The sequence below is a fragment of the Microbacterium sp. genome (genome assembly GCF_052102115.1).
In the GTDB taxonomy this organism is placed as follows: Bacteria; Actinomycetota; Actinomycetes; order Actinomycetales; family Microbacteriaceae; genus Microbacterium.
Genome location: NZ_JBQDVP010000007.1, coordinates 1 through 24872, shown reverse-complemented (window position 1 = coordinate 24872; position 24872 = coordinate 1). Strand labels below are relative to the sequence as shown.

Genomic DNA, 24872 nt, shown 5'->3' with positions numbered 1-24872 from the left:
CGCACGATGGCTCACCCACGTCTACGACGCAGACCAGCCGATCGGAATCTCCACCACTCCAGGGGACGTCACCGCGAGTCACCTCGGTCGCTTCAGGCTGACACGCAGAATACCGCCAAATCTGCGCGGCGAGCGCACACCATGGGAATGGTCACCGTCAACTCGCGTCGACGCATACTTCGTTGGTCACCATCACGCGAGGCGATCTGACCCGCCGGGTTCGCGCTGGCCCTCTATGGACACAGACCGAGCGCCCTATGGCCTGTGGTACCGACTCGCCAACCGCTGAGGGCCCGCCCCCGCGTCAGGATGCCGGGAACTCAACCCGAGCCAACCGCTCCGAGACATCCCAGATGCGCTTGGCGTCTTCGGCTCCGCGCAGACGCGAGTGCAGTCTCTGCTCGGCAGGCGCCCCTCCGAGGTGGCCGGGGCCGCTCGGCCCGTACAGCGCGCCCGGCTTCGCCGCCGGATCGGTCGCCGCCATGAGGTCGGGCATGCCCGCCGTCTCGACAGTGCCGAACAGGATGCCGCGCTCGGACAGCGTGCGGATGAGCCTGCGGCGCGGCGTCTCGCGAGAACGGCCGAGTTCCGGGCGGGCTGCCAGCAGATTGGTCGGAGCCACTCCGGGATGCGACAGGTTGCTGCTGATGCCCCAGCCGTTGGCCTTGCTGCGTCGATCCAGCTCGAGCCCGAACAGTCCGAACGCGATCTTGGACTGGCTGTACGCACGCGCGCCGTTGTACGACCGCTCCCAGTTCAGGTCGTCCCAGTTGATGGAGTTCTGGTCCGCCGCGACACTGATCTGCGAGGTCACCCGTGCACGCCCCTCCTTGAGCAGCGGCAGCAGGTGCGCCACGAGCGCGAAGTGCCCGAGGTGATTCGAGCCGAACTGCAGCTCGAGTCCGTCGGCAGTCTCCTGCCGTTCGGGCGGGGTCATCACACCGGCGTTGTTGATGAGGAGGTGAATCGGCACACCCTCATCACGCAGGGTCTCGCCGAGGGCGGCGACGGAGGCCAGTGACGAGAGATCGAGGTCGCGCAGCGACACGTCGGCCCCTGGAACGGCCTGCACGATCTTCGCCATCGCGGTGTCTCCCTTGCGGAGATTGCGGACCGGCATGATCACCTGGGCGCCGGCGCGGGCCAGGCGGGTGGCGATGCCCAGGCTCATCCCGTCGCTCGCGCCGGTGACCACGGCGCGCCTACCCGACAGATCCGGGATCCTGATATCGACCTTCTTGCGTGCCATCTTCTCGCTCCTGACTCTCGACTCGACCAAGGTTCTCGCGGATGCTATTGGACTGCGCCGCCGCTGACGAGCAGCGCCTGTCCGCTGACCCAGGCGGCGAGGTCGCCGGCCAGGTACTCGGCGGCGTCGGCGACATCTTCCGGAGTGCCGGGTCGCCCGCCGAGCGGCCGCATCCCTGCGTTGACCTGATGGAATTCGTCGCCCTCGGTGACCTGTGTGAACACACCCGCCCCGGCGATCACGGTCGGGAGAATCGTGTTGACCGTGATGTTCCGCGGGCCCAGCTCAAGGGCGAGCACCCGTACGAGCTGGCGCGAGGCGGTCTTGCTCGACGAGTACAGACCGGTGCCGGGTACGGGGCTCACCGTCGAACTCGAGCCGATGTTGATGAGCCGGCCGCCGTCTGTCAGCAGCTTCGCCGCCTTCTGCAGCGTGAAGAACGCGCCCTTGGAGTTGATCGCGAACAACCGATCGAACTGCTCCTCCGTCGCGTCGAGCACCGGTTCATCGACGATCTCGAGACCGGCATTGGCCACGACGATGTCGAGGCTTCCATACGTCTCGACCGCGGTTGCGAACAGCCTGTCGATCTCCGCCGGCGTCGCGATGTCCGCTTGCACGGCGATCGCGTCGCCCCCGGCCGCTTCGATCTCCTCGACGGTGCGGCGCGCATTCTGCTCGTCGCTCGAGTAGTTGACGACGACGCTCGCGCCCAGGCGTGCGTACCTCTGGGCGATCGCCTTGCCGACGCCGCGGGCCGATCCTGTGACCACCGCGACCTTTCCAGCCAGATCCGACATCTTCTTCTCCTCTACGAACTGTCTACGTGTGCATCGCTTACGTAGTTCAGGATCGCGCGAGCCCGCAGACCTAACCAGGGTCTGTCGATCCCTGGCATCGACCGGTTGCGCCGCCGAGCACCGGTCCCGACGGCGTCAGACGTTCGGTCCGGATTCCGCGGATGACGTCGGCAGGCGGCCCTGACCCGCCGCGAGCCTCTCTCGGAATCGCCACGCCGTGACCACGAGCACGATGATCGCGAGCACGACGGCCGTGGTGGCCACGACGGGCGCCTCGGGCCCGCCCGCCCATCGGCCGACCGCGATCCAGGACAGACCCCAGGCGGTCGCTGCGCCCGGCGCCCACCGCCCGCTGCGCCACGCGGTGAGGACAGCGATGATCCCGGCTCCCACGAGCGTGATCGTCCCGGGGACCCCGGGCGCCTGAGCCCATGCCGCGATTCCCATGTCGGCGAGCCAGGCGGCGAGGTTGGCCGCCGCGGCCACCGTCACCCACCCGAGATACAGACCGATGACCCCGTCGATGAGCACGGCCTCGGCGACGGTGCCGCGGCGTGGCCGCCGACAGGCCCGCACGAACGTCGCCAGCAGCACGGCCAGCAGGACCACGATGATCACGAACGATTCCGCGATCCGCCACGCGAGCACGCACACGATCCACACGGCGTTCAGAAGAGCGGATGCTGCGACGCCGTAGCCGACCGCCCGATGTCGCGGCTTCGCCGCCTGCGCCGGCACGAATTGCCAGAGCGCGTACGCCAGAAGGCCCAGGTAGATGACCGACCAGATGGCGAAGGCGAAGCCCGCCGGTGCGAGCACCGTGGCATCGGCGGCGAACGCTCCGCCCGCAGCATCCGCTATTCCCTGGCCGCCGAACAGCCCCGAGCCGAACAGGGCGGCGACCAGCGATCCGGCGACCGTCAGTGCGACGACGATCCGGCGGACGCGGTCAGACTTCTCCGTCTGGGACATGCCCCCAGAGTAGAGGCGAGTCCCCCGGGCTCACTCCGCCGGCAGCGGCGTGGCGCAGACCGTGAGGCCGTCGATGGATGCGCGGTACTGCTCCGCGGTGAACGGAAGCCCGAACTCCGGCGCGGTCTGCCCATCGGCGACGGGTGCCTTCGACGCGATCGCCGCGAGCTCCCAGGCGAGATAGGCCGCGGAACTGCCCCGGGTCGCGGAGTTGTTCAGCACGACCGCGACGGCGAAGCCGGTCTCGGGGTCGGCGTAGGCCGCTGTCGAGTATCCCGGCGTCCACCCATGCTGGCCCACAAGCGGGCCGACCAAGCGGGCACCGCCGGTCGCCTGATACCAGGTCGGCGCTTTCGACGACGCGGGCAGGGGCGAACCGAACTGATCGGGCTCGGCCCCGTCCTCCCGCAGACCCTGGCGTGCCGTCGCCTGCACGAACGCACCGAGGTCGTCGATCGTCGACACGGCACCCGAATCGGTGAATCCCGTACTGGAGGAGAGCACGGTGGTGTCGGCCTGCGCCGTGCAGTCGTAGCCGCCGTCGATCGCTTTCAGACGGTTGCCGCTGAGGGGGTTGTCGCCCGGTGCTGCCGCGGCCGGTCCGGGAAGCGACGTGGCCGCCAGATCCAGCGGGTCTGAGATGTACTCCTCGACGAGTTCGGATGCGGTCATGCCCGACGCGCGCTCCAGCGCGAGACCCAGAAGCAGGTAGCTCGCATCGGAGTCACGGTACGTCGTGTGCGGTTCGGTCCGGTCCTGCCCCAGCCCGAAGGATGCCAGTTCGAGCGGTGCCCACACGCGCTTCGGAGTGTTGGCCCAGGCGCCGCGCACTGCAGATTCGGACGATCCGATGCCGGCGGTGCCGTTGCACAGATCCAGGAGAGTGATGTCGCCCAGCTGGGCGACGCCGGAGACGTACTCGGGCACGGGTCCGTCGAGCTCGACGACATCGTCATCGGCGAGCGCGTACAGGATGTCGCAGGTCATCAGGCGGGTGACATCGCCGACCCGGAATGTCATGTCCGCGGTGACCGCGGTCTGATCCTCCACCGATTGCGTGCCGAGTCCGGTCACCCAGGTACCGCTCCACGGCACCCAGACACCGACGATCGCACCGGTCGCACCCGTCTTGGCCATCGCGTTCTCGACGGATTCCTGAAGCTGAGCCGCCGTCTCCTCCGGGAGCGCCTGCTCCACCTGATCCGGTGCGGTATATGAGAATGAACCATCCGATGAGCACCCGGTCAGCACGAGGGCGAGCGCGACGGCGCCCGCTGCGGCGGCGCGCAGACGGCGTGACGAGACAAGATGCATGTAGAAGACTCCCGGCGTGATCGGTCTCACCGATTCTAAGGTGCTCCGCTCGAAACACCGTGTGCTTCGATCCGCTTCGGGCAGACGTACAGTAAAGACCATGCCCCACATCTTCGACAGCGACGTTGTCGCGGCCATCCTCCACCACATGAATGACGACCACGTCGACGACAACCTGCTCATTGCTCGTGCGTTCGCCACGGCATCCGATCTGCCCATCACGGATGCTGTGATGACCGACCTCGACGGGGACGGCGGCGTCTGGCAGATCACCCGCGCGGGCATCGCGGAGGAGCTGCGCGTGCCGTGGCCGGGTGGCCCGATCGACGAGCGTCCGGCGGTGCGGCGCGAGGTCGTCGCGCTGTATGACGCGGCCTGTGGGAGGCTCGGCATCGAGCCGCGCCCGCACGCTTGAGGCATCGGGGGGCTTCCCGATCAGGTTAGGTTCCCCTTACACTGGGGCCATGGCTGAAATCCTCTCCTTCTCCGCCGCGCTCCGTGAGCGCTCGTCCAGCTCGCACTCGCGCAGCGAGCACGCCGGGTTCATGGCGGACCTGCTCAAGGGCGAAGGATCTCGCGAGGACTACATCTCCCTCGTCGCCCAGCACTACTTCATCTACGAGGCACTCGAGTCCGCCGGCGAGCGCATGCGGCGCGACCCGGTGGCGTCCGTCTTCATCAGTGACAAGCTCACCCGACTGCCCGCCCTGGAGGCCGACCTCGAGTTCCTCGTCGGCCCTGACTGGCGTGAGCAGATCGTTCCGCTGCCGACGACGGAGCGCTACGTCGCCCGCATCAACGAGGTCGGCGCCACCTGGTCAGGCGGTTTCGTCGCCCACCACTACACCCGCTACCTGGGCGACCTCTCCGGCGGCATCTTCATCGGCCGGATCATGCAGCGCCGCTTCGGCTTCGAGACCAACGGTGTCGGCTTCTATCTGTTCGACGACATCGCCGACCCGAGCGCATTCAAGGACGTCTACCGCGAGCAGTTGGATGCTGCTCCCTGGGATGACGCAGAACGCGAGCGCGTTATCGACGAGGTGCTGCTGGCCTACCGGTTCAACACCGAGCTGTTCGAAGACCTCGACCGAGCGCGCGTGGCGGCCTGAGGGCGGTTTCAGCTGCCGGAGACTTGCGGCGTCGACGACTGCCGCGCCTCCCAGGCCTCGCGCATGAACCGGCGAACGTCCTGATCGACGCGAATGTCGCTGGGCCGCAGTGGCCGTGACAGGTAGAGGCCGTCGAGCGCGGTCAGCCGCGACAGCGCCACGTACGTCTGCCCCGGGGCGAAGGCGCCGCCACCGAGGTCGATGATCGCACGGTCGTACGTCTTGCCCTGCGACTTGTGGATCGTCACCGCCCACGCCAACCGCAGGGGAAACTGCGTGAACTCCGCGATGACGTCGCGGCTGAGCGTCTTGGTGTTCTGGTCGTACGAATAGCGGAACCTCTCCCAGACCGCTGGCTCGACGTCGACGTCTTCGCCGTCGATCTCGACGCGCACCGAACCGCCGAGGATGCGTTTGACTGTGCCGATCGTGCCGTTGACCCACCGCGGCGGTTCGCCCGTCATCGAGACGTCGTTGCGCAGGAACATGACCTGCGCCCCCACCTTGAGCTTCAGGTCGGAGTCGGCCGGAAAATTGCCCTCGCCCCGGCCGAAGTCGCCGTTGATCTCGGCGCGGGCTGTCTGCTCCTTACCCGGAAGAGCTGCGAGATGGCGCCGATTGATGTTGTTGACGATGTCGTTGCGCGTGGCGAGGGTGATCATCGGGATCTCACCCGGTTCGGGATCGGGCGGCGTGCGCGTCCCCTGAGTGTTGAGCACCTCGGCGATCTCGGCGGTCACCCGTCCATAGCGCACGGCGTTCAGCATGGCTTTGAACCCGTCGTCGGACTGCCGATGGATCTGCACGAGCTCACGCACGTGCAGCGGTGCGCCGTGCCTGCCGAGGTCCATGAGGCCGTCGGCGTCGCCCATTGTCGCGCCCGCCCACACCTTCGCGTCGAAGAACCAGAATGAGCGGTAGTGATCCTGCACGTAGCGCAGCTCGTCACCGCGCGGGGGCACCGGTGCCAGCTGGTACGGGTCGCCGAACATGACGACCTGCACCCCGCCGAACGGCTCGGCCCGCCGGCCTCGCGCCTGGCGCAGCGCCCGGTCCATGCCGTCCATGAGGTCGGCGTTGACCATCGACACCTCATCGATGACGAGCGTGTCGATGGCGTTGAGGATGCGGCGGGTGGCGTCGTTCTGCTCGATCTCGCCCTCGGCGATGAGACCGATCGGGAGCCGGAACAGCGAGTGGATCGTCTGCCCCTCGACGTTGAGGGCGGCAACGCCGGTCGGCGCGCAGATCGCGATCTGCTTCTCGGTGTGCCACGCGAAGTACTGCAGCAGCGTGGATTTTCCGGTTCCGGCGCGGCCGGTGATGAATACGTGCTCCCTGGTGTCCTCGATGAGCCGGAACAGCTCCTGCTGTTCGACGGAGAGGGCGGGAAAAGACACGACTCTCATGGTACGTCGCATGGGCCGTCGTGCTCGGCACTGTCACAGCCCGTCCTTCTAGACTTGCCCCATGGATCAGGGCTCGACGACGCCCCGGCGCCGCCGGTTGTGGGTCGATCTGACCGCGCTCGCGGTCGTCGGCGCTCTGCTGATCGCCGCGCTCGGGGCGAGCGTGATGGGGCTGTATAAGGAGTTCTACGGCCCCGCCGCGTTCGTCACCCGCTACCTGGACATGCTCTCCACCGGGCGAGCCGCCGACGCCCTGCTCATGCCCGGGGTGGCGCTCGATCGCAGCATCCTCGAGGAATCGGGCATCGACGCGACGGCATCCGAGGCGCTGCTCCGCGAGGCGGCCCTCGCACCGCTGACCGACGTCGACGTCGTCTCCGAAGAGACGTCCGACGACGTCACCGCGGTCACGGTCTCGTATCTCGCCGGCTCCCACCAGGGCACGACCACGTTCGAGGTCGAGCAGGCCGGGTGGGCGGGAGTGACCCCGAACTGGCGGTTCGCGCAGTCGCCCCTCGCCGCCGTCTCGCTCACCGTGCTCGGTGCCGACAGCTTCGCGGTGAACGGCTTCGAGGTCCAGCGGGCGCAGGTTTCCGCGGCCGGGACCGCGTCGCCGGCAACCGATCCCGTGCCCATGCTCGTGTTCACACCCGGTCTCTACGCGGTGAACGTCGGCACCGCGATCTCGGCGTCGCCAGGGGTCAGCGTCCTCGCCGACTCGCCGCTCACGCAGACGCCGATCGAAGTGCAGACCGCGCCGACCGACGAGTTCATCTCGGTCGTGCAGACCCGCGTCGAGGAGTTCCTCACCGAATGCACCACGCAGCAGGTGCTGCAGCCCACGGCGTGCCCGTTCGGTCTCGAGGTGCAGAACCGCATCGTCGAGCCGCCGGTGTGGTCGATCACCGAGCAGCCCGCCGTCACCGTCGAGCCGGATGGCGGACAGTGGAAGATCCCGCCCACCGACGCGGTGGCGCACATCGAGGTCGACATCCAATCGCTCTACGACGGATCGATCGAGCACGTGTCCGAGGATGTGCCGTTCCGCGTCGACGGGACGATCGCGATCCTCCCCGACGGGTCGGCGTCGATCCGGGTCGGCGCTCCGACAGAGGGCTGACGCCGCAGCCTGCGCCCCTCAGCGGCCGCGCGCCGCTTCGCGCTTGTCGCGTTCTGCCATCTTCGCGAGCTTCGCGTTGTACTCCTCGAGCTCCGCATCGCCGGTTCGGTCGGCGTTGCGGTCGGTGCGGCGCTGCACCTTCGTGTCGTCGCGGCTCCACTGGATGGCGACCGTGATCGCGAGGATGAGCGTCGGGATCTCGCCGACCGACCAGGCGATGCCGCCGCCGATGTACTGATCCTCCATCGGCGTCGGACCCCAGGTGCGGCCCATCGCCCCGAACCACTCGGCGACCATGAGCCCCTCCTGCATCATGATCGCCAGGCCGAAGAACGCATGCATGGCCATGACGGCGATGAGGGTGATCAGACGCCCCGGGTAGGGCAGCCGGTACGGCACGGGGTCGATGCCGACCAGGCTCATCACGAACAGGTAGCCCGAGATGAGGAAGTGGATCACCATCCACTCGTGCCCGAGGTGCTCGTACATCGCCCACCGGACGAGGTCGGTGAAGTAGAACGCCCACAGCGAGACCACGAAGATCCCGGCCGCGACGAACGGGTGGGTGACGACCCGAGAGAACGGCGATTGGACGGCCCACAGGATCCACTCGCGCCCGCCGCGCGTGCCGTCGTCGCGCTTGTGGATGCTGCGCAGCGCGAGCGTGATCGGCGCCGCGGAGACGAGCAGCAGCGGTATCGCCATCGACAGGATCATGTGGCCCAGCATGTGCACGCTGAACAGGTACTCCTGGTACATGTTCAGCGGCCCGCAGGTGACCCAGACCAGCAGCAGCAGGCCCAGCATCCAGAACACGGTGCGGTGGATCGGCCAGCGGTCACCGCGCCGGTGCAGGCGCCAGACGGCGGCGAGGTAGAGGAAAGCGCCGAATGCGGCGGCCACCGCCCAGAGGATGTCGTAGTCCCACCCCGTGAACCACTTGTCGATCGTGAACTCGGGCGGCAGCGGCGAGCGGGTGAGGATCTCGGCGGGCGTCTGGCGCACGGCGGCCGTCTCCCCGACCGGCGGCGGTGTGCGGGCGAGGGCTGCGGCGGCGCCGGAGGCGAGCCCCATCAGCGCGACTTCGCCGAGCACCAGCATCCAGAACCAATTCGACGCGCGCGCCCCGTCCAGACGCGGGATGAGCCGCGTGCGGTACCAGGCGCCGAAAAGGCCCATGCCGCCGAGCAGCACGGCCTTGGCGATGATGATGAGGCCGTAGGGCGACCAGAGCCCTTCCCAGCTGCCCAGCCCCACCGTCGAGCGCACGACGCCCGAGACGGCGACGACGAAGAACGCGGCGATCGCGATGCTCGAGTAGCGGCGCACGAGCGCCTGCGGATCAACGCCCTTCATGAAGTGCAGGATGACCAGCAGCACGAGCCCGCCGAGCCAGACGGCGGCCCCGACGGTGTGCAGCAGGATCGAGTTCACTGCGGTGACGTGTCCGGCGAGCTCGCCCGAGTGCCCCTGCTGCGCCATCGGCAGGAGAGCGGCTACGGCGATGATCGCCGTGAGGAGAGTGGGCGTCCAGCTGCGCCAGGCGAAGGCGAGGATCGTGACGACCGCGCCCATGATCGTGGTGATGAGCCAGGCCTGGCCGAGCGGGAGGGCGAGCAGGAAGCGGCCGAGATCGGTGCCGAACTGCTCGCCGAGGCTGACCTGCGGGTTGAATGCGCCGAGGAACGTCAGAAATCCGGTGGCCGCGGATGACACCGTGAACAGAGCGGCGCCAATGGATGCCGTATCCATCGCGACGTCGAACGGCTTCTCGCCCGCGCGGAGGGCGAACAGAGCCAACACCATCGGGCCGATCATGACGGCGGCGCTGAGGTTGTTCACCAGCCGCGCGATCGGGATGCTCCAGCGGACGAAGTCGCCCGGGTCGCCCACAAGCAGAGGCGCTGCGCCGCCCCCGAACACGAGAGAGGCGACGAGCGCGATCGCCGCGGTTGTCGCCAGGATCAGGATGCCGGCGGCCCGGTACGACGATGCCGGCATCGTGCCGGGCGTCGCTGGCGTCGCCTCGCGCGCGGTGCGGGTGGTGTCGCGCGCGGGGCCGGAGAGATTCACCCCTCAAGCCTAAGCTCGCGCGGTCCCGGTTCTCACCGGGCGCAGAAACCAGCCCCTGGCACCACGAAGGCCGCCCCTCGCGGGACGGCCTTCGTGAAAGGAAGCGGTCTTACTTGACGGCAGCCTTGAGCTTGGAGCCAGCGGTCACCTTGACGCGCTTGCCGGCCGGGATCTTGATCTCGGCGCCGGTCTGCGGGTTGCGGCCCGTGCGGGCGGCGGTGTCGACCTGCTCGAACGAGATCCAGCCCGGGATCGAGACCTTGCTGCCCTTGGCAACTGCGTCGGACACCGTGCCGAAGAGCGAGTCGAGGACGCCCGAGACGGTGGCCTGGCTCTGGCCGGTGGCGGAAGCGATGCTCGCGACGAGCTCGGTCTTGGTGATGGACTTGTCAGCCATGTCATCCTCCAGCGACGGGTTCACGTCGCATAATTCGTGGTTCGGGTGACGGATGCCGCCCGTTGGTCGATCGACCGCCTCGAATGTACCAACCGACACCTGTTTTTCCGCGTCATTTCGCGGGTTTTGGGGTTTTATTGGGCGTGTCGAGTCACATCAGTCACTCCAGTCACAGGAATGGGCGTGTGCCGCGCGCTCTTGCGGATGTTGTCGCTCACCCGCTGGGGAGGAGAACACAGCGTGGGGAGGAGGATGCTGCGCCAGAACTCCTCCCCAGCGCGAGAACTCCGCCCGAGGCCGCGGCGGGCGCACGCCCCGGGCACACGAAAAGGGGCGAGGATCCGAAGATCCTCGCCCCTTTCAAGCGATGCTTACCAGCTCGACTTGGTCACACCGGGCAGTTCGCCGCGGTGGGCCATGTCGCGGAAGCGCACGCGCGAGACGCCGAACTTGGTCAGCATGCCACGGGGGCGACCGTCGATGGCGTCACGCGAACGCACGCGCACCGGCGACGCGTTGCGCGGAAGCTTCTGCAGGCCGACGCGGGCGGCCTCGCGGGCCTCATCGGTAGCGTTCGGGTCGACGAGCGTCTTCTTCAGCTCGGCGCGACGCTCGGCGTAGCGCTCGACGATGACCTTGCGCTGCTCGTTGCGAGCGATCTTGCTCTTCTTAGCCATGGATCAACGCTCCTCTCGGAATTCGACGTGCTTGCGGACTACCGGGTCGTACTTCTTGAGCACGATGCGGTCGGGGGTGTTGCGACGGTTCTTCTTGGTCACGTAGGTGTAACCGGTGCCCGCCGTCGAACGGAGCTTGATGATCGGACGTACGTCCTGAGCCTTCTTGGCCATTAGAGCTTCACACCCTTCGCCTGGAGGTCCGCGACGACCTTCTCGATGCCGCGCGCGTCGATCACCTTGATGCCCTTGGCGGACACGTTCAGGGTGACCTTACGACCGAGCGAGGGCACGTAGTAGGTCTTCTTCTGCACGTTCGGGTCGAAGCGGCGCTTCGTCCGGCGGTGCGAGTGCGAGATGTTGTGACCGAAGCCGGGAACTGCTCCAGTCACCTGGCACACTGCTGCCATGTGATTACTCCTTCATTACCGTGAGACCGGACGGCCTCACCCAAGATCCCTTGTCTGCGCGCCGCAGCCCCGAAGTCAGACTCAAGGACCGAGCAGCACACGAACTGCGCACAGGAGTGTGCGCAGACAAGGAGTCAGTTTAGCACGGCCTGGGCGTCAGCAGCACCGCGTCCCCAGCGGAACGCCGACACCGTCGGGTCGCCCTCGATCCAGAAGCGCCAGGGGAAGGCATCCGTCCCTGCAATCCCCGCGACACCGACCCGCGGACCGGAGACGACAACGACCTCTTCGGTGCCCCACCACAGCTCGGCGCGCGCGCCGTTCCACTCTGATCCGGCAATGGCGTCGATGCCGTCATGCAGCGGATGCCGCAGCCCGGACACCTGCCCGAATCGTCCCGGTCCGCGAGCGAGGTCGCGCCCGGCGCGACCCGAGCGGGATGCCGCAGCATCCGCTCCGTCGATAACCTCACCGGCGCGCAGCAGCACACCGCCGGCCGTACCTGCCGGCCCGCACACGACGTTCACGCACGAATGGATGCCGTGGCTGAGGTACACGTACAGATGACCCGGCTCGCCCCACATCGTGGCGTTGCGAGCGGTGCGCCCCATCCGCGCGTGCGAGCCGGGGTCGGGAACGTCGCCGGTGCCCTGGCCGTGATACGCCTCAGTCTCGGTGATGCGCAGCCGCACCTCGGTGCCATCGACGACGGTGCGCAGTTGGGCTCCGAGGAGCCGCGGCGCCACTTCGAGGGGCAGAGCCTCGAGGTCGGCCCTGACGGCCCGCTTCATCAGAACGACGGCGCCATCTGACACCACGACGCGTCGAACCCGGTGAGTGCGACGAGCTCCTCGCCGCTCCGCAGATCGAACAGGTGCGTCTCGAGCGTCTTCGGCAGCGGCACGAGCAGGTTGTCGTAGGCGTTGTCGGCGAGGTTCGGGGCGACAGTGACAGCCGCGTACTGTCCGCTCGGCGACGCGCACGCCTGCAGGATCGCATTGCCGGATTCGACCTCGAGCAGCGGCTCTGCGACACCCTCGTCGTCGACGCGGATGGTCGCCTGACCGGTGGGCAGGCCCCCCGCATCCCGAGCAACGACGTGGCGCAGCGTGCCACCGGGGAAAGGCGTGATCTCCGTCGCCGGGCCGAAGTCGGGGTCGGATGCCGCCAGCGGCGTCTCGGCCCCGTCGGCCAGATTCAGCTCGACGATCGTCTGATCGGCCCGCTCGACGACGGCGGTGTACGTTCCGCGCGAGACGCCGAGAAGCCGTGCCGCGAGTCCCATGCTCTGCGCACCGGCGTCGCCGGATCGATCATCCAACGACAGCGCACCGTCGAAGTCGATGAACAGCACGGCAGCCGAGTCGGGCACGAACTGCCACTCGGCGATACTCGCCTCTTCTCCGCCCACTTCGATGATCTGCGGCTCACCCTCGCCGCTGAGCAGCTGGGTCACGAGCACGCTGGCGCGCCCGCTGTCCTCAGTGATCTTCTTGTCCGAATAGGTGTAGCCGACCAGCCCGCCGCGCTCGGACACCTGTACAGAACTGACGAACCCGTCGCCGGGGAGGGGGAGCTCGCGCACATTCTCACCCTCGTGATCCATGACGAGGATGCGGGAACCATCGTCATCCTCGACCGCGACGACCAGCGAGGTCGACGTCGAACGGTAGTCGTTGATGCGCGGGTGCGCGAAGACGGGAACGGCCTTCTCTCCGCTGAGGTCGGTGCGGAAGATCGAATCGTCGTCGTCCGTGCGATTCAGCAGGAAGATCTCGGATGCCGGTGTCGTGAAGGTCGTCGACAGATCGGACGTCGGACCGCCGCCTTCGCCGGTGACACCCGCGACGCGGACCGTGTAATCGGTCGCGTCGTCGAGGGGGACGGTGAAGCGGATGCCGACGTTGCGGCCGGCGGCGTCGATGGTGAACGGCGCGGCGGGTTCGACGGAGACCTGCGACTCGTCGATCTCCTGCAGGGACTGATTCGCCGTGAGGATGACGCGGCTTCCCGAGACCTGGATGGCCTCGGCGGCATCGACCTGCACCTCGGATACGCGAGGGCCCTGGAAGAGGCTGACCACGCTGAGCCCGGCCACCACGACCACGAGAACACCGACGACCGCGAGGATCGTGTACAGGAAGCGGCGGTTCTTCGGGGCTGGTGGCTTCGACTCGCCTTCGGCTCGCTCAACCCGTTTCGTCTCGTCGCTGCGCTCCTCGCTCAACGACCCGCGGGTGGGATCGGGAGCGTCGTCGTGGTCGTTGAGCGGAGGCTGCGCAGCAGCCGCAGACGAAACGGGCTGAGCGACCGGAGGGAGTCGAAGCCGCTCCCCCTCCGGCGCACGCGGGATCTCGGGGGGTGTCGGCTCGGGGTTTCGACTCGCTGGCGCTCGCTCAACCCGTTTCGTCTCGTCGCTGCGCTCCTCGCTCAACGACCCGCGGGGAGGCTCCTTAGCGGGCTCGCGCTCAGCGGGCTCACGCTCTGCGGCTTCACGCTCTGCGGCCTCGCGCGCTGCGCGGGCCTCTGCCCGGGTGCGCGGTGGCTGCTCACCCGCACCGTGGTCCTCAGTACTCATACGGGTCCCCGGGCTCGTCGACCGCGACGACCGAGGTCGGCAGCACGCGCAGCGAGCCGTCGTCATCCGCCGTGACCGTACCGGTGACCTCGATCCACTGCCCGGTGCTGGTCACGTCAGCCCCGAACTCTCCGGCATCCATCGCGACCGGAACCGCAGCGGGCTGCGCATCGATCACGCAGTGGGTGATGATCATGCGGGTGAGGTTGACAGCATCCGATTCTCCCGGCGTCACGAACCCGACCAGGGTGACGGGTGCCCCGTCGTACGCCTCCGGGCGCGATGCGGTCGCGAACACGCTCGACCACTCGCCGATCCCGAACGTCGTCGTGTCGGCGACCCCGAGCGTGGGGGTGTCTGCACCGGCGAACAGGGTGCCCGAGCCCGCGGCATCCGTTCGCGACATCGCGAGCTCGACCGACAGCGACGCCGGCGGCAGCACGAGCGCGGCCGCGACGACACCGGTCGCGACAACGCCGGCCGAGATCGAGCCGACCGCGGTGAGGGTGCGTCGAGGGGCGTCCTCAGCATCCTCCGCCGGCGCATGATCGTGGCCATGATCGGATTCCGCGCCCAGCGGCAGCGTGAACGACCAGATCGCACCGGCGAGCACGACGACGGCTCCGGCGCAGGCGAACCAGATCGACTCGGGGCTGATGAACAGCGTGAGTTGCCCGGTGATGCCCAGGCCGATGGTGACGACGGCGATCAGCGTGGCGAGGCCGACGCCGAGCCACCGCGTGCCGACAGCGGACCAGAGCGACGTGGTGTGCGACTCAGCCAAAGACGTTCACCCCGATCCCGATCGCGAAAGCGCTCGCCAGCACCACGGCGACGATGCCGACCAGGGTGCGGGCGGTGAACGTGGTGCGCAGCAGCGCGAGCATCTTGATGTCGACGAGCGGGCCCACCAGCAGGAAGGCGATCAGCGCGCCCGACGAGAACGTCGATGCGAACGACAACGCGAAGAACGCGTCGACGTTGGAGCAGATCGCGACCGTCATCGCCAGCGCCATCATCGCCACGATCGACAGGACGGGATTCGAACCGATCGCCAGGAGCATGTCGCGCGGCACGAGCACCTGCACGGCTCCGGCGAGCGCCGAACCGATCACCAGCGCCGGCATGACCGCCCGCAGCTCGATGATGAACTGCGTGAGGCTGCGGCGGGCCGGGGTGCCGTGCTCGTGCGTGACCCGCTCGCACGTCGCGGTGAACTGCCGGGTGAGCATGGCGTCGGGGTCAGGGTGGCGGCTGTAGATCCAGCCGATGAGGTTGGCGATCAGATATCCGCCGACGAGGCGGGCGATGAGGATGCCGCCGTCGAAGCCGAAGGCGGCGTGCGTAGTGATGATCACGATCGGGTTCACGATCGGGGCCGCGACGAGGAAGGTCATCGCCTCGGCGGGTGCGAGGCCGCGCATCATCAGGCCGCGGGCGAAGGGGACGTTGCCGCACTCGCAGACGGGGATCAGCATGCCGAGCAGCGACAGCACCGCGCGACGCGCCCAGCCGGCCTTCGGCAACCAGCGGTGGATGAGATCCGGGGGCAGCCACACCTGCACGACGATCGAGAGCACGACGCCGAGGACGACGAACGGCAGAGCTTCGATGAGCACGCTCAGCGCGAGCGTGAGCCCGTCCTGCGCGCGGGTGGGCAGTCCGTCTGTGAACAGCGCCGGCGCGAACCGGTCGATGAGGAACAGCACGGCGATGACGACGACACCGATCCCGACGCCGATCCACGGCGAACGGCGGCGCGGCGGCGGCGCGCCGTGCCCAGAGCCTGCGGACGGGCGATGCGTCGCAGTCGCCGTGCTCACGCGTCCCCTTCGGCGGCGCGTCGGTTGGTGCACGGAGTGCACAGGCCGAAGATGTCGACGACGTGCTCGGCCGCGCTGAAGCCGTGCAGGGCGGCGGTGCGGTGAGCCCAGGCCTCGACGTCCTTCGCCTCGATCTCGACGGTCAGCCCGCAGGAGCGGCAGATCAGGTGGTGGTGGTGCCCCTCGGTGGTGCAGGCGCGGTACAGCGCCTCGCCCTCGGGGCTCTGCAGCGAGTCGGCGTCGCCGGATGCCGCCAGCCCCGACAGGGCGCGGTAGACCGTGGCGAGACCGATACCGGTCTTCTCGTCGCGGAGGGTGGCGTGCAGGGTCTGCGCGCTCACGAAACCGCGCGCGTCGGCGAGCGCATCGCGCACACGTTCGCGCTGCCAAGTGTTCCGTTGAGCCATGCCCTAGATTCTAGGCCGCAAGCGGTGTGTCGGGCCTGGGAGCCGCGGTCCGCCGCACCCGTCCCCGTATGCGCTGCGTAACCCAGCATCCGACGTAGATGAGGAACGAGATCGTTGTGATGTACGGGCTCACCGGCAGGGTGCCGGCGAGCGCGAGCAGGATTCCGCCGACCGCCGAGACGAAACCGAACAGCGCGGCCAGCAGCGGCACCGCGAGCGGGCCCGCCGTCAGCCGCATCGCGGCGGCCGCCGGCGTCACCAGCAGTGCCATGATGAGCAGCGCGCCGATGATGTGGACGCTGACGGCGACGATAAGGCCGAGCAGCACCATGAACGCCAGGCTCACGAACCGGGTCGGGATGCCGCGAGCGGATGCCGCGACGGCGTCGAGCGAGTCGAAGCGCAGCGGGTTCCACATCAGCAGCAGTCCGATCAGGACGACCACGCTGATGCCGATCAGCCAGCCGAGATCGGGGCTGGAGACCGACACGATCTGCCCGGTGAGCAGGCTGAAGCGGTTCGCGCTGCGCCCGTCGTAGAGCGACAGGAACAGGATGCCCAGGCCCAGGCCGAATGGCATGAGCACGCCGACGATCGAGTTGCGATCGCGCGCCTTCGAGCCGAGGATGCCGATGAGGATCGCCGCGACCAGCGCTCCGCCGAGGGAGCCGACGACGACACTTCCGCCGAACAGCAGGGCGGCGGCCGCTCCGGCGAAGGAGAGCTCGCTCACCCCGTGCACGGCGAAGGCCAGATCGCGCTGCATCACGAAGACGCCGACGAGGCCGCCCACGATGCCGAGCACGGCCCCGGCGATGATCGAGTTCGACAGCAGCGCGACGAGCGCGCCGTAGTCCTGGAAGGAGAACACGTCGCTCCAGTCGAACAGGGGGACGATCATGCGATGTCCTCGTCGTCATGATCGTGGTGCGGCACAGCATCCGGAGCGCCGACGACGACCAGCCGGTCGCCGGCGCGCAGCACGAACACCGGCGTGCCGTACAGATCGGTGAGCACCCGGCTCTGCAGCACCTCGTCGGGCGTGCCGAGCACGAATCGGCCGCCAGCGATGTACAGGATGCGGTCGACCCGGCCGAGGATCGGGTTGATGTCGTGCGTGACGAACAGCACCGCGGCGTCGCGCTCGCGACGCTGCCGGTCGATGATCTCGGTCACCCCGAGCTGGTTGGCGAGGTCGAGGTTCGACAACGGCTCATCGCACAGCAGCAGGGTCGGCTCATCGGCCAGCGCCTGACCGACGCGCAGCCGCTGCTGCTCGCCGCCGGACAGCATGCCGACCCGGCGATCGGCGAAGTCCGATGCCCCGACTCCCTCGAGCAGTGCGTCCACGCGGGCGCGGTCGCCGCGGCGCGGGATCGGGAGCCCGAAGCGGGTGCCGCTCACGCCGAGGGCGACGACGTCGCGAGCGCGCATGCTCGTGTCGGGCGGCAGGGGGCGCTGCTGCGGGATGTACCCGATCCGCGGATTACCGCGCCGGACGGGCTGACCTGCGACCCGGATGCTGCCGGCACTGAGCGGCTGCAGGCCGAGGATGGCTCGCAGCAGCGTGGTCTTGCCCGACCCCGATGGGCCGAGCACCGCGATGAACTCGCCGGGCTCGACGTCGAGGTCCAGGCCGGACCACAGCTCGTGCTCACCGCGCCGGAGCGCGGCACCGCCGATTTCGAGGACGGGAGGGCGCGCGGCGCCGCCCGCACTCACGAACCGAGTGCGTCAGCGAGGTTCTGAATCGCGTCGTGCATCCATTCAGAGTACGACGATCCGTCCGCAAGGAGCTCGGTGAACGCTACGACAGGGATGCCGGCGGCCTCTGCCGCCTCTTCGACACGTTCGGTTTCGGCACCGCCGGTCTGCGCGTTGGTCAGCAGCACGGCGGCGTCCCCGCTCTCGATGACATCGAGCGCGTCGAGGAGTGTGGCCGGGGCAACATCGGTGCCCTCCTCGACTGCCTCGGCGAAGCCTTCAGGGGTGAGATCGGTGAGGCCGGCGGCTGCGGCGATGTAGCCGGGCAGCGGTTCGGTCATGAAGAAACCGGCGCCGTCTGCCTCAGTCTTGATGGTCTCAAGCTCGGCTTCGGCCTCTTCGAGGTCGGCGATGATCTCGTCGGCGGCGGCAGTGAAGTCGGCGGCGCCGTCGGGGTCGATCTCTCCGAGCTCGTCAGCGATGCCCTCGACGACGTGGATCATCGTGTGCGGGTCGAACCAGACGTGCTCGTTGAATCCCTCGATGTGGTCGTGACCTTCGTGGCCCTCTTCGCCTTCGTGGTCGTGGTCGTGCTCTTCATCGTCGGCGCTGCCTTCCTCGGCGTGGGCTTCGTCGTCGGTGTGGTCGTGGGTTTCGGCATCCTCGCCGTCTTCATGCTCATGGCCCTCGTTGCCGGGGAAGTCGTGCGAGAACTCCGCCGCCGTGAGGACATGCGCGTCAGAGCCGTCGAGCAGCGTGTCGATGAACGCGTCATAGCCGCCGCCGTTCTCGATGACGAGGTCGACGTCCTGCACCGCGAGCCGGTCGCGCGCGGTGGCCTCGTAGGAGTGCGGATCCTGCGTGGCCGAATCGATGATCGTGGTTACCTCGACCCGGTCGCCACCGATCTGCTCGGCGAGCGAGCCGTAGATGTTCGTGGATGCCGTGACCTGGATGAGTCCGTCATCGCCGCCGTCACTGTCTGCGCCGGCTGTCGACGCGCACCCGGCGAGCACGAAGGCGGATGCGGTCAGGAGCGCTGCGGCACGGAGTTTCTGCATGCTCCGATAATACACGCTAATGATAACCATTCTCACGCTGAGCGGTCGGGTGATCTCGGCTTCGACTCGCTGCGCTCGCTCAGCCCGTTTCGACTTCGGGCTTCGCCCTTCGCTCAACGACCGGTCAGGTGCGGTCGTTGAGCGAGCGAAGCGAGCGGATGCGCGGGGCGTTGAGCGAGCGCAGCGAGCCGAAACGGCTTGAGCGAGGAGCGAAGCGACGAGTCGAAAGCAGCGTCACCCGAACCTCAGTCGACGAGCAGTGCGGGCTCTTCGAGGATCGAGGCGACGTCGGCGATGAAGCGGCTCATGCCGTCGCCGTCGATGACGCGGTGGTCGAACGACCCGGCGACCGTGGTGACGTATCGCGGGCGCACCTCGCCATCGACGACCCACGGCTTCTGGCTGATCGTGCCCATCGCCAGGATGCCCGCTTCGCCCGGGTTGATGATCGGAGTTCCGGCATCCATCCCGAATACGCCGATGTTGGTGATCGTGAACGTTCCGCCCTGCTGATCCGCCGGCGGCGTCTTGCCGTCGCGCGCCGTGAGGGTGAGGCGGTTCAGGGCGCGGGCGAGGTCTTTCATGCTGAGTTCCTGCGCGTCCTTGATGTTCGGAACGAGCAGCCCGCGCGGGGTCGCCGCGGCGATGCCGAGGTTGACGTAGTGGCGCACGGCGATCTCGGCGCCGTCGTCGGTCTCGACCCAGGCAGCGTTGACCATCGGGTTGCGGCGCACGGCCCAGATCACCGCGCGGGCGACGATGAGCAGTGGGGAGACCTTGATGTCGGCGTAGTCCGGCGACGACTTGAGGCGCTTGACGAGCTCCATCGTGCGCGTCGCGTCGACCTCTTTCCAGACAGTGACGTGCGGGGCCGAGTACGCGCTCTGCACCATCGCCGACGCACTGACCTTGCGGACGCCCTTGACCGGGATCGACTCCGTGCGCTCAGCATCCGCCCCGGTCTGCCGCGGCGTGGGTGCGATACCCCGTGCGAGACCGACCGGTGCGCTTGCCGGTGCCGGCACGATCTCCTCGCGCACCGCACCCCACTCCGGCGTCTCGATGTTGCGGAAAACGCTCGCCTGCGAGGCGTGCTTCATGACGTCGTCGCGGGTGACCTCGCCGTCGCCGCCGCTCGGGGTCACCGACGACAGGTCGACGCCGAGATCACGGGCGAGCTTGCGGATCGGCGGCTTCGCGATCACGCCGACCGAAGAGCGCACCGGGCGCACGGCCGGGCGACTGCGTCGCGACGTCGCACCGGCGCCGGTTCCGTAGCCGACGAGCACGGCTCCCCCGGCCTCCTCGGCTGCGGGGGCCGCGGGCGTCGCTGCGGCGGGGGCTGCGGCATCCGATTCGAAGGTGATGATCGGCGATCCGACCTCGACGGTCGTCCCCTCGCTCACCAGCAGGTCGCCGACGACGCCCGCGTGCGGGGAGGGCAGCTCGACGAGCGACTTGGCCGTCTCGATCTCGCAGATCACGTCGTTGATCGCCACGGTGTCGCCGGGGGCGACCTTCCAGGTGACGATCTCGGCCTCGGTCAGGCCCTCGCCGACGTCGGGGAGGTTGAAGTTCTGCGTGCTCATTGTGTGGTGCCCTTCGCTCGGGCGAGTCATTTCGACTCGCTGCGCTCGCTCAATGCGTTTCGTCTCGCTTCATTCGCTCAACGACCCGCTGGGTTCATTCGCTCGACCACCCGGTAATCAGTAGGCCATCGATCGGTCGACAGCGTCGAGGATGCGGTCGGCATCGGGCAGGAACGTTCCCTCGAGCTTCGCCGGGGGGAACGGCGCGTCGTAGCCCGACACCCGAAGGACCGGGGCCTCCAACGCGTAGAACGCCCGCTCCATGACGGTCGCGGCGATCTCGCTGCCGACACTGACGTGCGCAGGAGCCTCCTGCGCGTAGACCATCCGACCGGTCTTGCGAACCGAATCGAGAATCGGCCCGTACTCGACCGGCGACAGCGACCTCACGTCGACGACCTCGCAACTCGTCCCCTCGTTCTCGGCGAGCGCGGCGGCCTGCAGCAGCGTGGTGACCATCGCACCGTGCCCGACGAGCGTGATGTCGGTGCCGGTGCGCACGACGCGCGAGGCGTGCAGCGGTGCGGCGGATTGGTCGAACTCGACCTCGCCCTTCTGCCAGTACTTGCTCTTGGGCTCCAAGAAGATCACGGGGTCGTTAGATCCGATCGCCTCCTGGATCATCCAGTACGCGTCGTTCGGCGTCGACGGCGACACCACCCGCAGACCAGGGGTGTGCGCGAAGTACGCCTCCGGGCTCTCCTGGTGGTGCTCGATCGCCCCGATGTGCCCGCCGTACGGGATGCGGATCACGATCGGCATCGACACCGCGCCCTCGTGCCGGTTCGTGATCTTCGCCAGCTGCGAGGTGATCTGATCGAACGCCGGGAAGACGAACCCGTCAAACTGGATCTCGCAGACCGGTCGGAACCCCGCCATCGCCAGGCCGATCGCCGTCCCGACGATCCCGGACTCCGCCAGCGGCGTGTCCAGCACGCGCTTGTCGCCGAAATCGCGCTCGAGGTGCTCGGTGATGCGGAACACGCCTCCGAGCTTGCCGATGTCCTCGCCCATGAGCAGGACCTTCTGGTCGTTTTCCATGGCCTTTCGCAGCCCGGCGTTCAGTGCCTTCGCGAACGGCATCGTCTCGAGCGTCATGCCTGTCCTCCCTGACTGCCGGATGCGGGGCCGAACGATGCCTCGTACTGTTCGCGCCACGCGCGCTGCTCGTCCATCAGCGGGTGCGGGTCGCTGTAGACGTGGTCGAAGAGCTTGCTCGCCGGCGGGGGCCCGAGTTCGAGGGTGCGTACGCGCAGGTCGTCGGCGGCGGCTGCGCCCTCGGCATCCACCTCGTCGAAGAAAGAACCGGCAGCGCCTCTGCCTTCGAGGAACGCGCGCATGCGCGTGATCGGGTCGCGCTGCTCCCAGGACTGCTCCTCGTCGCTGGTGCGGTACTTCGTCGGGTCGTCGCTGGTGGTGTGCGCGCCGACCCGGTACGTCTCCGCCTCGATCGCGCGGGGGCCCTGGCCCGAGCGCGCCTCGTCGAGCGCGACCTTCGAGACCGCGTAGCTGGCGAGCACGTCGTTGCCATCGACGCGGACGCTCGGGATGCCGTATCCACTGCTCCGCTGGGCGAACGGCGCACGCGCCTGGGTCGAGACGGGCACCGAGATCGCCCACTGGTTGTTCTGCAGGAAGAACACCGTGGGGGCCTGGTAGCTGGCGGCGAAGACCATGGCCTCGTGCACATCTCCCTGACTGGAGGCTCCGTCGCCGTAGTAGACGATCACGGCCTCATCGTGGTCGGGGTCGCCAGTGCCGGATCGTCCGTCGAGGGTGAGGCCCATGGCGTAGCCCGTGGCGTGCAGCGTCTGCGAGCCGAGCACGAGCGTGTAGAGGCGGGTGTTGCCGTTGGCCGGGTCGATCGGGTCCCAGCCACCGTGCGAGACGCCGCGCATGAGCTTGATGATCCCCAGCGGATCGACGCCGCGGATGTGCGTCACGGCGTGCTCGCGATACGACGGGAAGAGCGTGTCCTGGGCGCGAGCGGCTCGGGCCGAGCCGACCTGCGCGGCCTCCTGTCCGAGGCTCGGGGGCCAGAGCGCGAGCTGCCCCTGGCGCTGCAGGTTGGTCGCCTGGTTGTCGATGGCGCGGATGACGACCATGTCGCGATAGAACTGTTCGAGCTCCGCATCGCTGATCGCTTCGATCAGCGGCAGATACTGCTCGGCGGCAGCGTTCGGCGCGTAACGGCCGTCCGCCTCCAGGACGCGGACGAATTCGGTCTCTGACGAGGTCACCGTTCTACGCTATCCGCTTCAAGCCGTCATTCACTGGAGGGGTGCCACAACGGATTGTGCGACCCGTAGGACCTTATCCACGGATTCATGCTCTCCGACGGATATGCGCATGCCGTCACCCGAGAACGGTCGTACGACGATGTCGGCGGCGTGGAACACCTGGGCGATCTCGTCGGTGCGGTCGCCCGTCGGCAGCCAGACGAAGTTCGATTGGCTGTCCGGCACGGCCCAACCCTGGGCCCGCAGGCCGTCTCCCAGCCTCGTGCGGCGCTCGACGATCACAGCGACGCGCTGCAGCAGTTCGTCCTCGGCTTCGAGGCTCGCGATCGCCGCGACCTCCGCGGCCGACGTCACCGACAGTGGGATGCCGGTGGCGCGCGCGCCGTTGAGCACCTGCGCGTGCCCGATGGCATAGCCGACGCGGAGGCCGGCGAGGCCGTACGCCTTCGAGAAGGTGCGCAGCACGACGACGTTCGGATGCTTCTCGAAGATCCGCTCGCCCAGGCCATCGACAGCGTCGGCGGCGGTCACGAACTCGGCATATGCCTCATCGAGAATGATGAGCATGTCTGCGGGGACGCGGTCTACGAACGCGGCGAACTCCGCGCTCGTGACGATCGGGCCGGTGGGGTTGTTCGGCGTGCACACGATGATCGCGCGGGTGCGGTCGGTGACGGCATCCGCCATTGCGTCGAGGTCGTGGCGACCATCGGGCGCCAGCGGCACCTGGATGCCGGTCGCGCCGGAGACGAGCACGAGCCCCGGGTAGGCCTCGAAGGAGCGCCAGGCGTAGATCACCTCGTCGCCGACGGATGCCGCGGCCTGCACGAGCTGGTACAGGATGGCGACGCTGCCGCTGGCGACGTGCACCTCGGCGAGACCGACCCCGTAACGGGTGGCGAGGCGTTCGCGCAGGCGGGTGGCCGAGGCATCCGGATAGCGATTGATCGGCGTCGTGCCCTGCAGCGCCTCGAGCACCGAGGGCAGGGGCGCGAACGGATTCTCGTTGCTGGAGAGCTTGAACGCGTCGGGGCCCGCCTGCTTGCCCTGCCGGTACGGCGCCAGCGCGGCGATCTCGGGGCGAATGCGGGGAAGGATCGGCTCGGTCACGAGTCCGAGTCTAAGCACCCTCCGCGATCATGCGCGTGATCAGGGCGATCATGAGGTCTTTCTCCTTCGGATCGCTCATCGCCACGAGCAAGGTGATTGCGGCGAGCGCATTGTTGTTGACGACCACGCCGTTCGAGCCCTCAAGAAGACCGTTGCGACTGAGGAACGTGACGAACAGCGCAGCGCCGCTGCGCTTATTGCCGTCGGAGAGAGGGTGGTCCTTGACCACGAGATACAGCAGGTTGGCTGCCTTCTCTTCAACACCGGGGTATAACTCATGCCCGGCGAAGCCTTGATAGATCGCACCGACAACTCCTGCCAGCGCGTCTCCACGTTCTTGTCCGAACAGAGTGTCCGACTCGAAATCATCCCGCACCTGAGCGATGACCGCGCGCGCCTCATCGAGGGTCAACGTCTGTCGACTTCACTCGGTAGCCGACCGACAGAATCATGTCGAGGTTGTAGTGCTCAACCTGGCGTTCTACTCGGCGATCACCTTCGATTCCAACTGTCGCAAATTTTGCGACAGTTGGAATGTCCGCGAGTTCCTCCTTCAGGGCATTGCTCACATGCTTACCGATGGTCTTCACGTCACGCCCGAAAAGCGCAGCAAGCTGTTGCCGCGTCAGCCACACCGTCTCAGCATCGGTGCGCACCTCCAGAGTCGTCTCACCATCGGGGCCGTGTACAAAGCGACCTGCGACGGCTGCTCGGGGTTCATAGCATCACGCTGATGGCTGCCACTGACATCGCGCAGCCGCCTCCATCCAGTTGTCGCAAATTTTGCGACAACTGCCATGGGCGAGGCGATCGTGCGAGACTGAATG

At 68.0% G+C, this 24872-nt stretch carries 27 protein-coding genes; 3 read left to right on the top strand and 24 right to left on the bottom strand.

The window, feature by feature from the left end; all coding sequences use genetic code 11:
* Positions 1 to 304 precede the first annotated feature (304 nt).
* The 4 genes from ACTICP_RS03940 to ACTICP_RS03925 all read right to left on the bottom strand — a co-directional run bounded on the left by ACTICP_RS03940 (position 305) and on the right by ACTICP_RS03925 (position 4365).
* Positions 305 to 1249: an SDR family oxidoreductase gene (locus ACTICP_RS03940; RefSeq protein WP_441889713.1), complete on the bottom strand. Its 945-nt coding sequence runs from the start codon at positions 1247 to 1249 to the stop codon at positions 305 to 307.
* A 44-nt stretch (positions 1250 to 1293) separates the two neighbouring features.
* Complete coding sequence (locus tag ACTICP_RS03935; protein WP_441889711.1) at positions 1294 to 2049, bottom strand: SDR family NAD(P)-dependent oxidoreductase; 756 nt, start codon at positions 2047 to 2049, stop codon at positions 1294 to 1296.
* Between the two features lie 135 nt (positions 2050 to 2184).
* The gene (locus tag ACTICP_RS03930) at positions 2185 to 3021 is read right to left on the bottom strand and encodes a tryptophan-rich sensory protein (protein ID WP_441889709.1); all 837 of its coding nucleotides are present in this window, start codon (positions 3019 to 3021) and stop codon (positions 2185 to 2187) included.
* Positions 3022 to 3051: 30 nt separating this feature from the next.
* Positions 3052 to 4365 carry a serine hydrolase domain-containing protein gene (locus ACTICP_RS03925; RefSeq protein ID WP_441889707.1) on the bottom strand — a complete coding sequence of 438 codons (1314 nt, stop codon included), beginning with the start codon at positions 4363 to 4365 and terminating at the stop codon, positions 3052 to 3054.
* A 70-nt stretch (positions 4366 to 4435) separates the two neighbouring features.
* On the opposite strand from ACTICP_RS03925, the gene ACTICP_RS03920 reads away from it, so the two are divergent.
* Positions 4436 to 4750 (top strand): DUF2470 domain-containing protein, encoded by a 315-nt coding sequence (locus ACTICP_RS03920; protein ID WP_441889705.1) that lies wholly within the window; start codon positions 4436 to 4438, stop codon positions 4748 to 4750.
* A 49-nt stretch (positions 4751 to 4799) separates the two neighbouring features.
* Complete coding sequence (locus tag ACTICP_RS03915; RefSeq protein ID WP_441889703.1) at positions 4800 to 5447, top strand: heme oxygenase (biliverdin-producing); 648 nt, start codon at positions 4800 to 4802, stop codon at positions 5445 to 5447.
* 8 nt (positions 5448 to 5455) lie between these two features.
* Here ACTICP_RS03915 and ACTICP_RS03910 read toward each other — a convergent pair whose 3' ends face one another.
* Complete coding sequence (locus tag ACTICP_RS03910) at positions 5456 to 6847, bottom strand: ATP-dependent DNA helicase (protein ID WP_441889701.1); 1392 nt, start codon at positions 6845 to 6847, stop codon at positions 5456 to 5458.
* Positions 6848 to 6917: 70 nt separating this feature from the next.
* Here ACTICP_RS03910 and ACTICP_RS03905 point away from each other — a divergent pair, with 70 nt between their 5' ends.
* Positions 6918 to 7976, top strand: coding sequence for a hypothetical protein (locus ACTICP_RS03905; RefSeq protein ID WP_441889699.1), 1059 nt, complete (start codon positions 6918 to 6920; stop codon positions 7974 to 7976).
* A gap of 18 nt (positions 7977 to 7994) precedes the next feature.
* On the opposite strand, the gene ACTICP_RS03900 is transcribed toward ACTICP_RS03905, so the two are convergent.
* From ACTICP_RS03900 to rhuM, 19 genes are all read right to left on the bottom strand, one after another.
* Positions 7995 to 9977, bottom strand: a complete 1983-nt coding sequence (locus tag ACTICP_RS03900) for a cytochrome c oxidase assembly protein (RefSeq protein WP_441889842.1) — start codon at positions 9975 to 9977, stop codon at positions 7995 to 7997.
* 181 nt (positions 9978 to 10158) lie between these two features.
* Positions 10159 to 10446 carry an HU family DNA-binding protein gene (locus ACTICP_RS03895; protein WP_194420988.1) on the bottom strand — a complete coding sequence of 96 codons (288 nt, stop codon included), beginning with the start codon at positions 10444 to 10446 and terminating at the stop codon, positions 10159 to 10161.
* A gap of 371 nt (positions 10447 to 10817) precedes the next feature.
* Positions 10818 to 11123, bottom strand: coding sequence for a 30S ribosomal protein S14 (gene rpsN, locus ACTICP_RS03890; protein WP_441889696.1), 306 nt, complete (start codon positions 11121 to 11123; stop codon positions 10818 to 10820).
* A gap of 3 nt (positions 11124 to 11126) precedes the next feature.
* On the bottom strand, positions 11127 to 11297 hold the full coding sequence (rpmG, locus tag ACTICP_RS03885) for a 50S ribosomal protein L33 (protein WP_298041383.1): 171 nt from the start codon (positions 11295 to 11297) through the stop codon (positions 11127 to 11129).
* Positions 11297 to 11533, bottom strand: a complete 237-nt coding sequence (gene rpmB / locus ACTICP_RS03880; RefSeq protein ID WP_179409668.1) for a 50S ribosomal protein L28 — start codon at positions 11531 to 11533, stop codon at positions 11297 to 11299. Before rpmB ends, rpmG begins: the two co-directional genes overlap by 1 nt.
* A 134-nt stretch (positions 11534 to 11667) precedes the next feature.
* The gene (locus tag ACTICP_RS03875; protein WP_441889694.1) at positions 11668 to 12324 is read right to left on the bottom strand and encodes a DNA-3-methyladenine glycosylase; all 657 of its coding nucleotides are present in this window, start codon (positions 12322 to 12324) and stop codon (positions 11668 to 11670) included.
* A complete protein-coding gene (locus ACTICP_RS03870; protein ID WP_441889692.1) occupies positions 12324 to 14111 on the bottom strand; it encodes an Ig-like domain-containing protein in 1788 nt (595 codons plus the stop codon). The genes ACTICP_RS03875 and ACTICP_RS03870 overlap by 1 nt, the downstream gene beginning before the upstream one ends.
* Entirely contained in the window at positions 14101 to 14895 is a 795-nt protein-coding gene (locus ACTICP_RS03865) for a TIGR03943 family putative permease subunit (RefSeq protein ID WP_441889690.1), read from the bottom strand. The genes ACTICP_RS03870 and ACTICP_RS03865 overlap by 11 nt, the downstream gene beginning before the upstream one ends.
* Positions 14888 to 15934, bottom strand: a complete 1047-nt coding sequence (locus tag ACTICP_RS03860) for a permease (RefSeq protein ID WP_441889688.1) — start codon at positions 15932 to 15934, stop codon at positions 14888 to 14890. Before ACTICP_RS03860 ends, ACTICP_RS03865 begins: the two co-directional genes overlap by 8 nt.
* Positions 15931 to 16341, bottom strand: a complete 411-nt coding sequence (locus tag ACTICP_RS03855) for a Fur family transcriptional regulator (RefSeq protein WP_441889686.1) — start codon at positions 16339 to 16341, stop codon at positions 15931 to 15933. Before ACTICP_RS03855 ends, ACTICP_RS03860 begins: the two co-directional genes overlap by 4 nt.
* A 10-nt stretch (positions 16342 to 16351) precedes the next feature.
* The gene (locus ACTICP_RS03850; RefSeq protein ID WP_441889684.1) at positions 16352 to 17242 is read right to left on the bottom strand and encodes a metal ABC transporter permease; all 891 of its coding nucleotides are present in this window, start codon (positions 17240 to 17242) and stop codon (positions 16352 to 16354) included.
* A complete protein-coding gene (locus tag ACTICP_RS03845; RefSeq protein WP_441889681.1) occupies positions 17239 to 18063 on the bottom strand; it encodes a metal ABC transporter ATP-binding protein in 825 nt (274 codons plus the stop codon). The genes ACTICP_RS03850 and ACTICP_RS03845 overlap by 4 nt, the downstream gene beginning before the upstream one ends.
* On the bottom strand, positions 18060 to 19106 hold the full coding sequence (locus tag ACTICP_RS03840) for a metal ABC transporter solute-binding protein, Zn/Mn family (RefSeq protein WP_441889679.1): 1047 nt from the start codon (positions 19104 to 19106) through the stop codon (positions 18060 to 18062). The genes ACTICP_RS03845 and ACTICP_RS03840 overlap by 4 nt, the downstream gene beginning before the upstream one ends.
* Positions 19107 to 19351: 245 nt before the next feature.
* The gene (locus tag ACTICP_RS03835) at positions 19352 to 20695 is read right to left on the bottom strand and encodes a dihydrolipoamide acetyltransferase family protein (RefSeq protein WP_441889677.1); all 1344 of its coding nucleotides are present in this window, start codon (positions 20693 to 20695) and stop codon (positions 19352 to 19354) included.
* 117 nt (positions 20696 to 20812) lie between these two features.
* A complete protein-coding gene (locus ACTICP_RS03830; RefSeq protein ID WP_441889675.1) occupies positions 20813 to 21793 on the bottom strand; it encodes an alpha-ketoacid dehydrogenase subunit beta in 981 nt (326 codons plus the stop codon).
* Positions 21790 to 22935 (bottom strand): thiamine pyrophosphate-dependent dehydrogenase E1 component subunit alpha, encoded by a 1146-nt coding sequence (locus ACTICP_RS03825; RefSeq protein ID WP_441889673.1) that lies wholly within the window; start codon positions 22933 to 22935, stop codon positions 21790 to 21792. Before ACTICP_RS03825 ends, ACTICP_RS03830 begins: the two co-directional genes overlap by 4 nt.
* A 30-nt stretch (positions 22936 to 22965) precedes the next feature.
* Positions 22966 to 24045 carry a histidinol-phosphate transaminase gene (locus ACTICP_RS03820; RefSeq protein WP_441889671.1) on the bottom strand — a complete coding sequence of 360 codons (1080 nt, stop codon included), beginning with the start codon at positions 24043 to 24045 and terminating at the stop codon, positions 22966 to 22968.
* A gap of 10 nt (positions 24046 to 24055) precedes the next feature.
* On the bottom strand, positions 24056 to 24457 hold the full coding sequence (locus ACTICP_RS03815) for a type II toxin-antitoxin system death-on-curing family toxin (RefSeq protein ID WP_441889669.1): 402 nt from the start codon (positions 24455 to 24457) through the stop codon (positions 24056 to 24058).
* Positions 24444 to 24701: a RhuM family protein gene (gene rhuM / locus ACTICP_RS03810; RefSeq protein ID WP_441889667.1), complete on the bottom strand. Its 258-nt coding sequence runs from the start codon at positions 24699 to 24701 to the stop codon at positions 24444 to 24446. The genes ACTICP_RS03815 and rhuM overlap by 14 nt, the downstream gene beginning before the upstream one ends.
* Between the last annotated feature and the right edge of the window lie 171 nt (positions 24702 to 24872).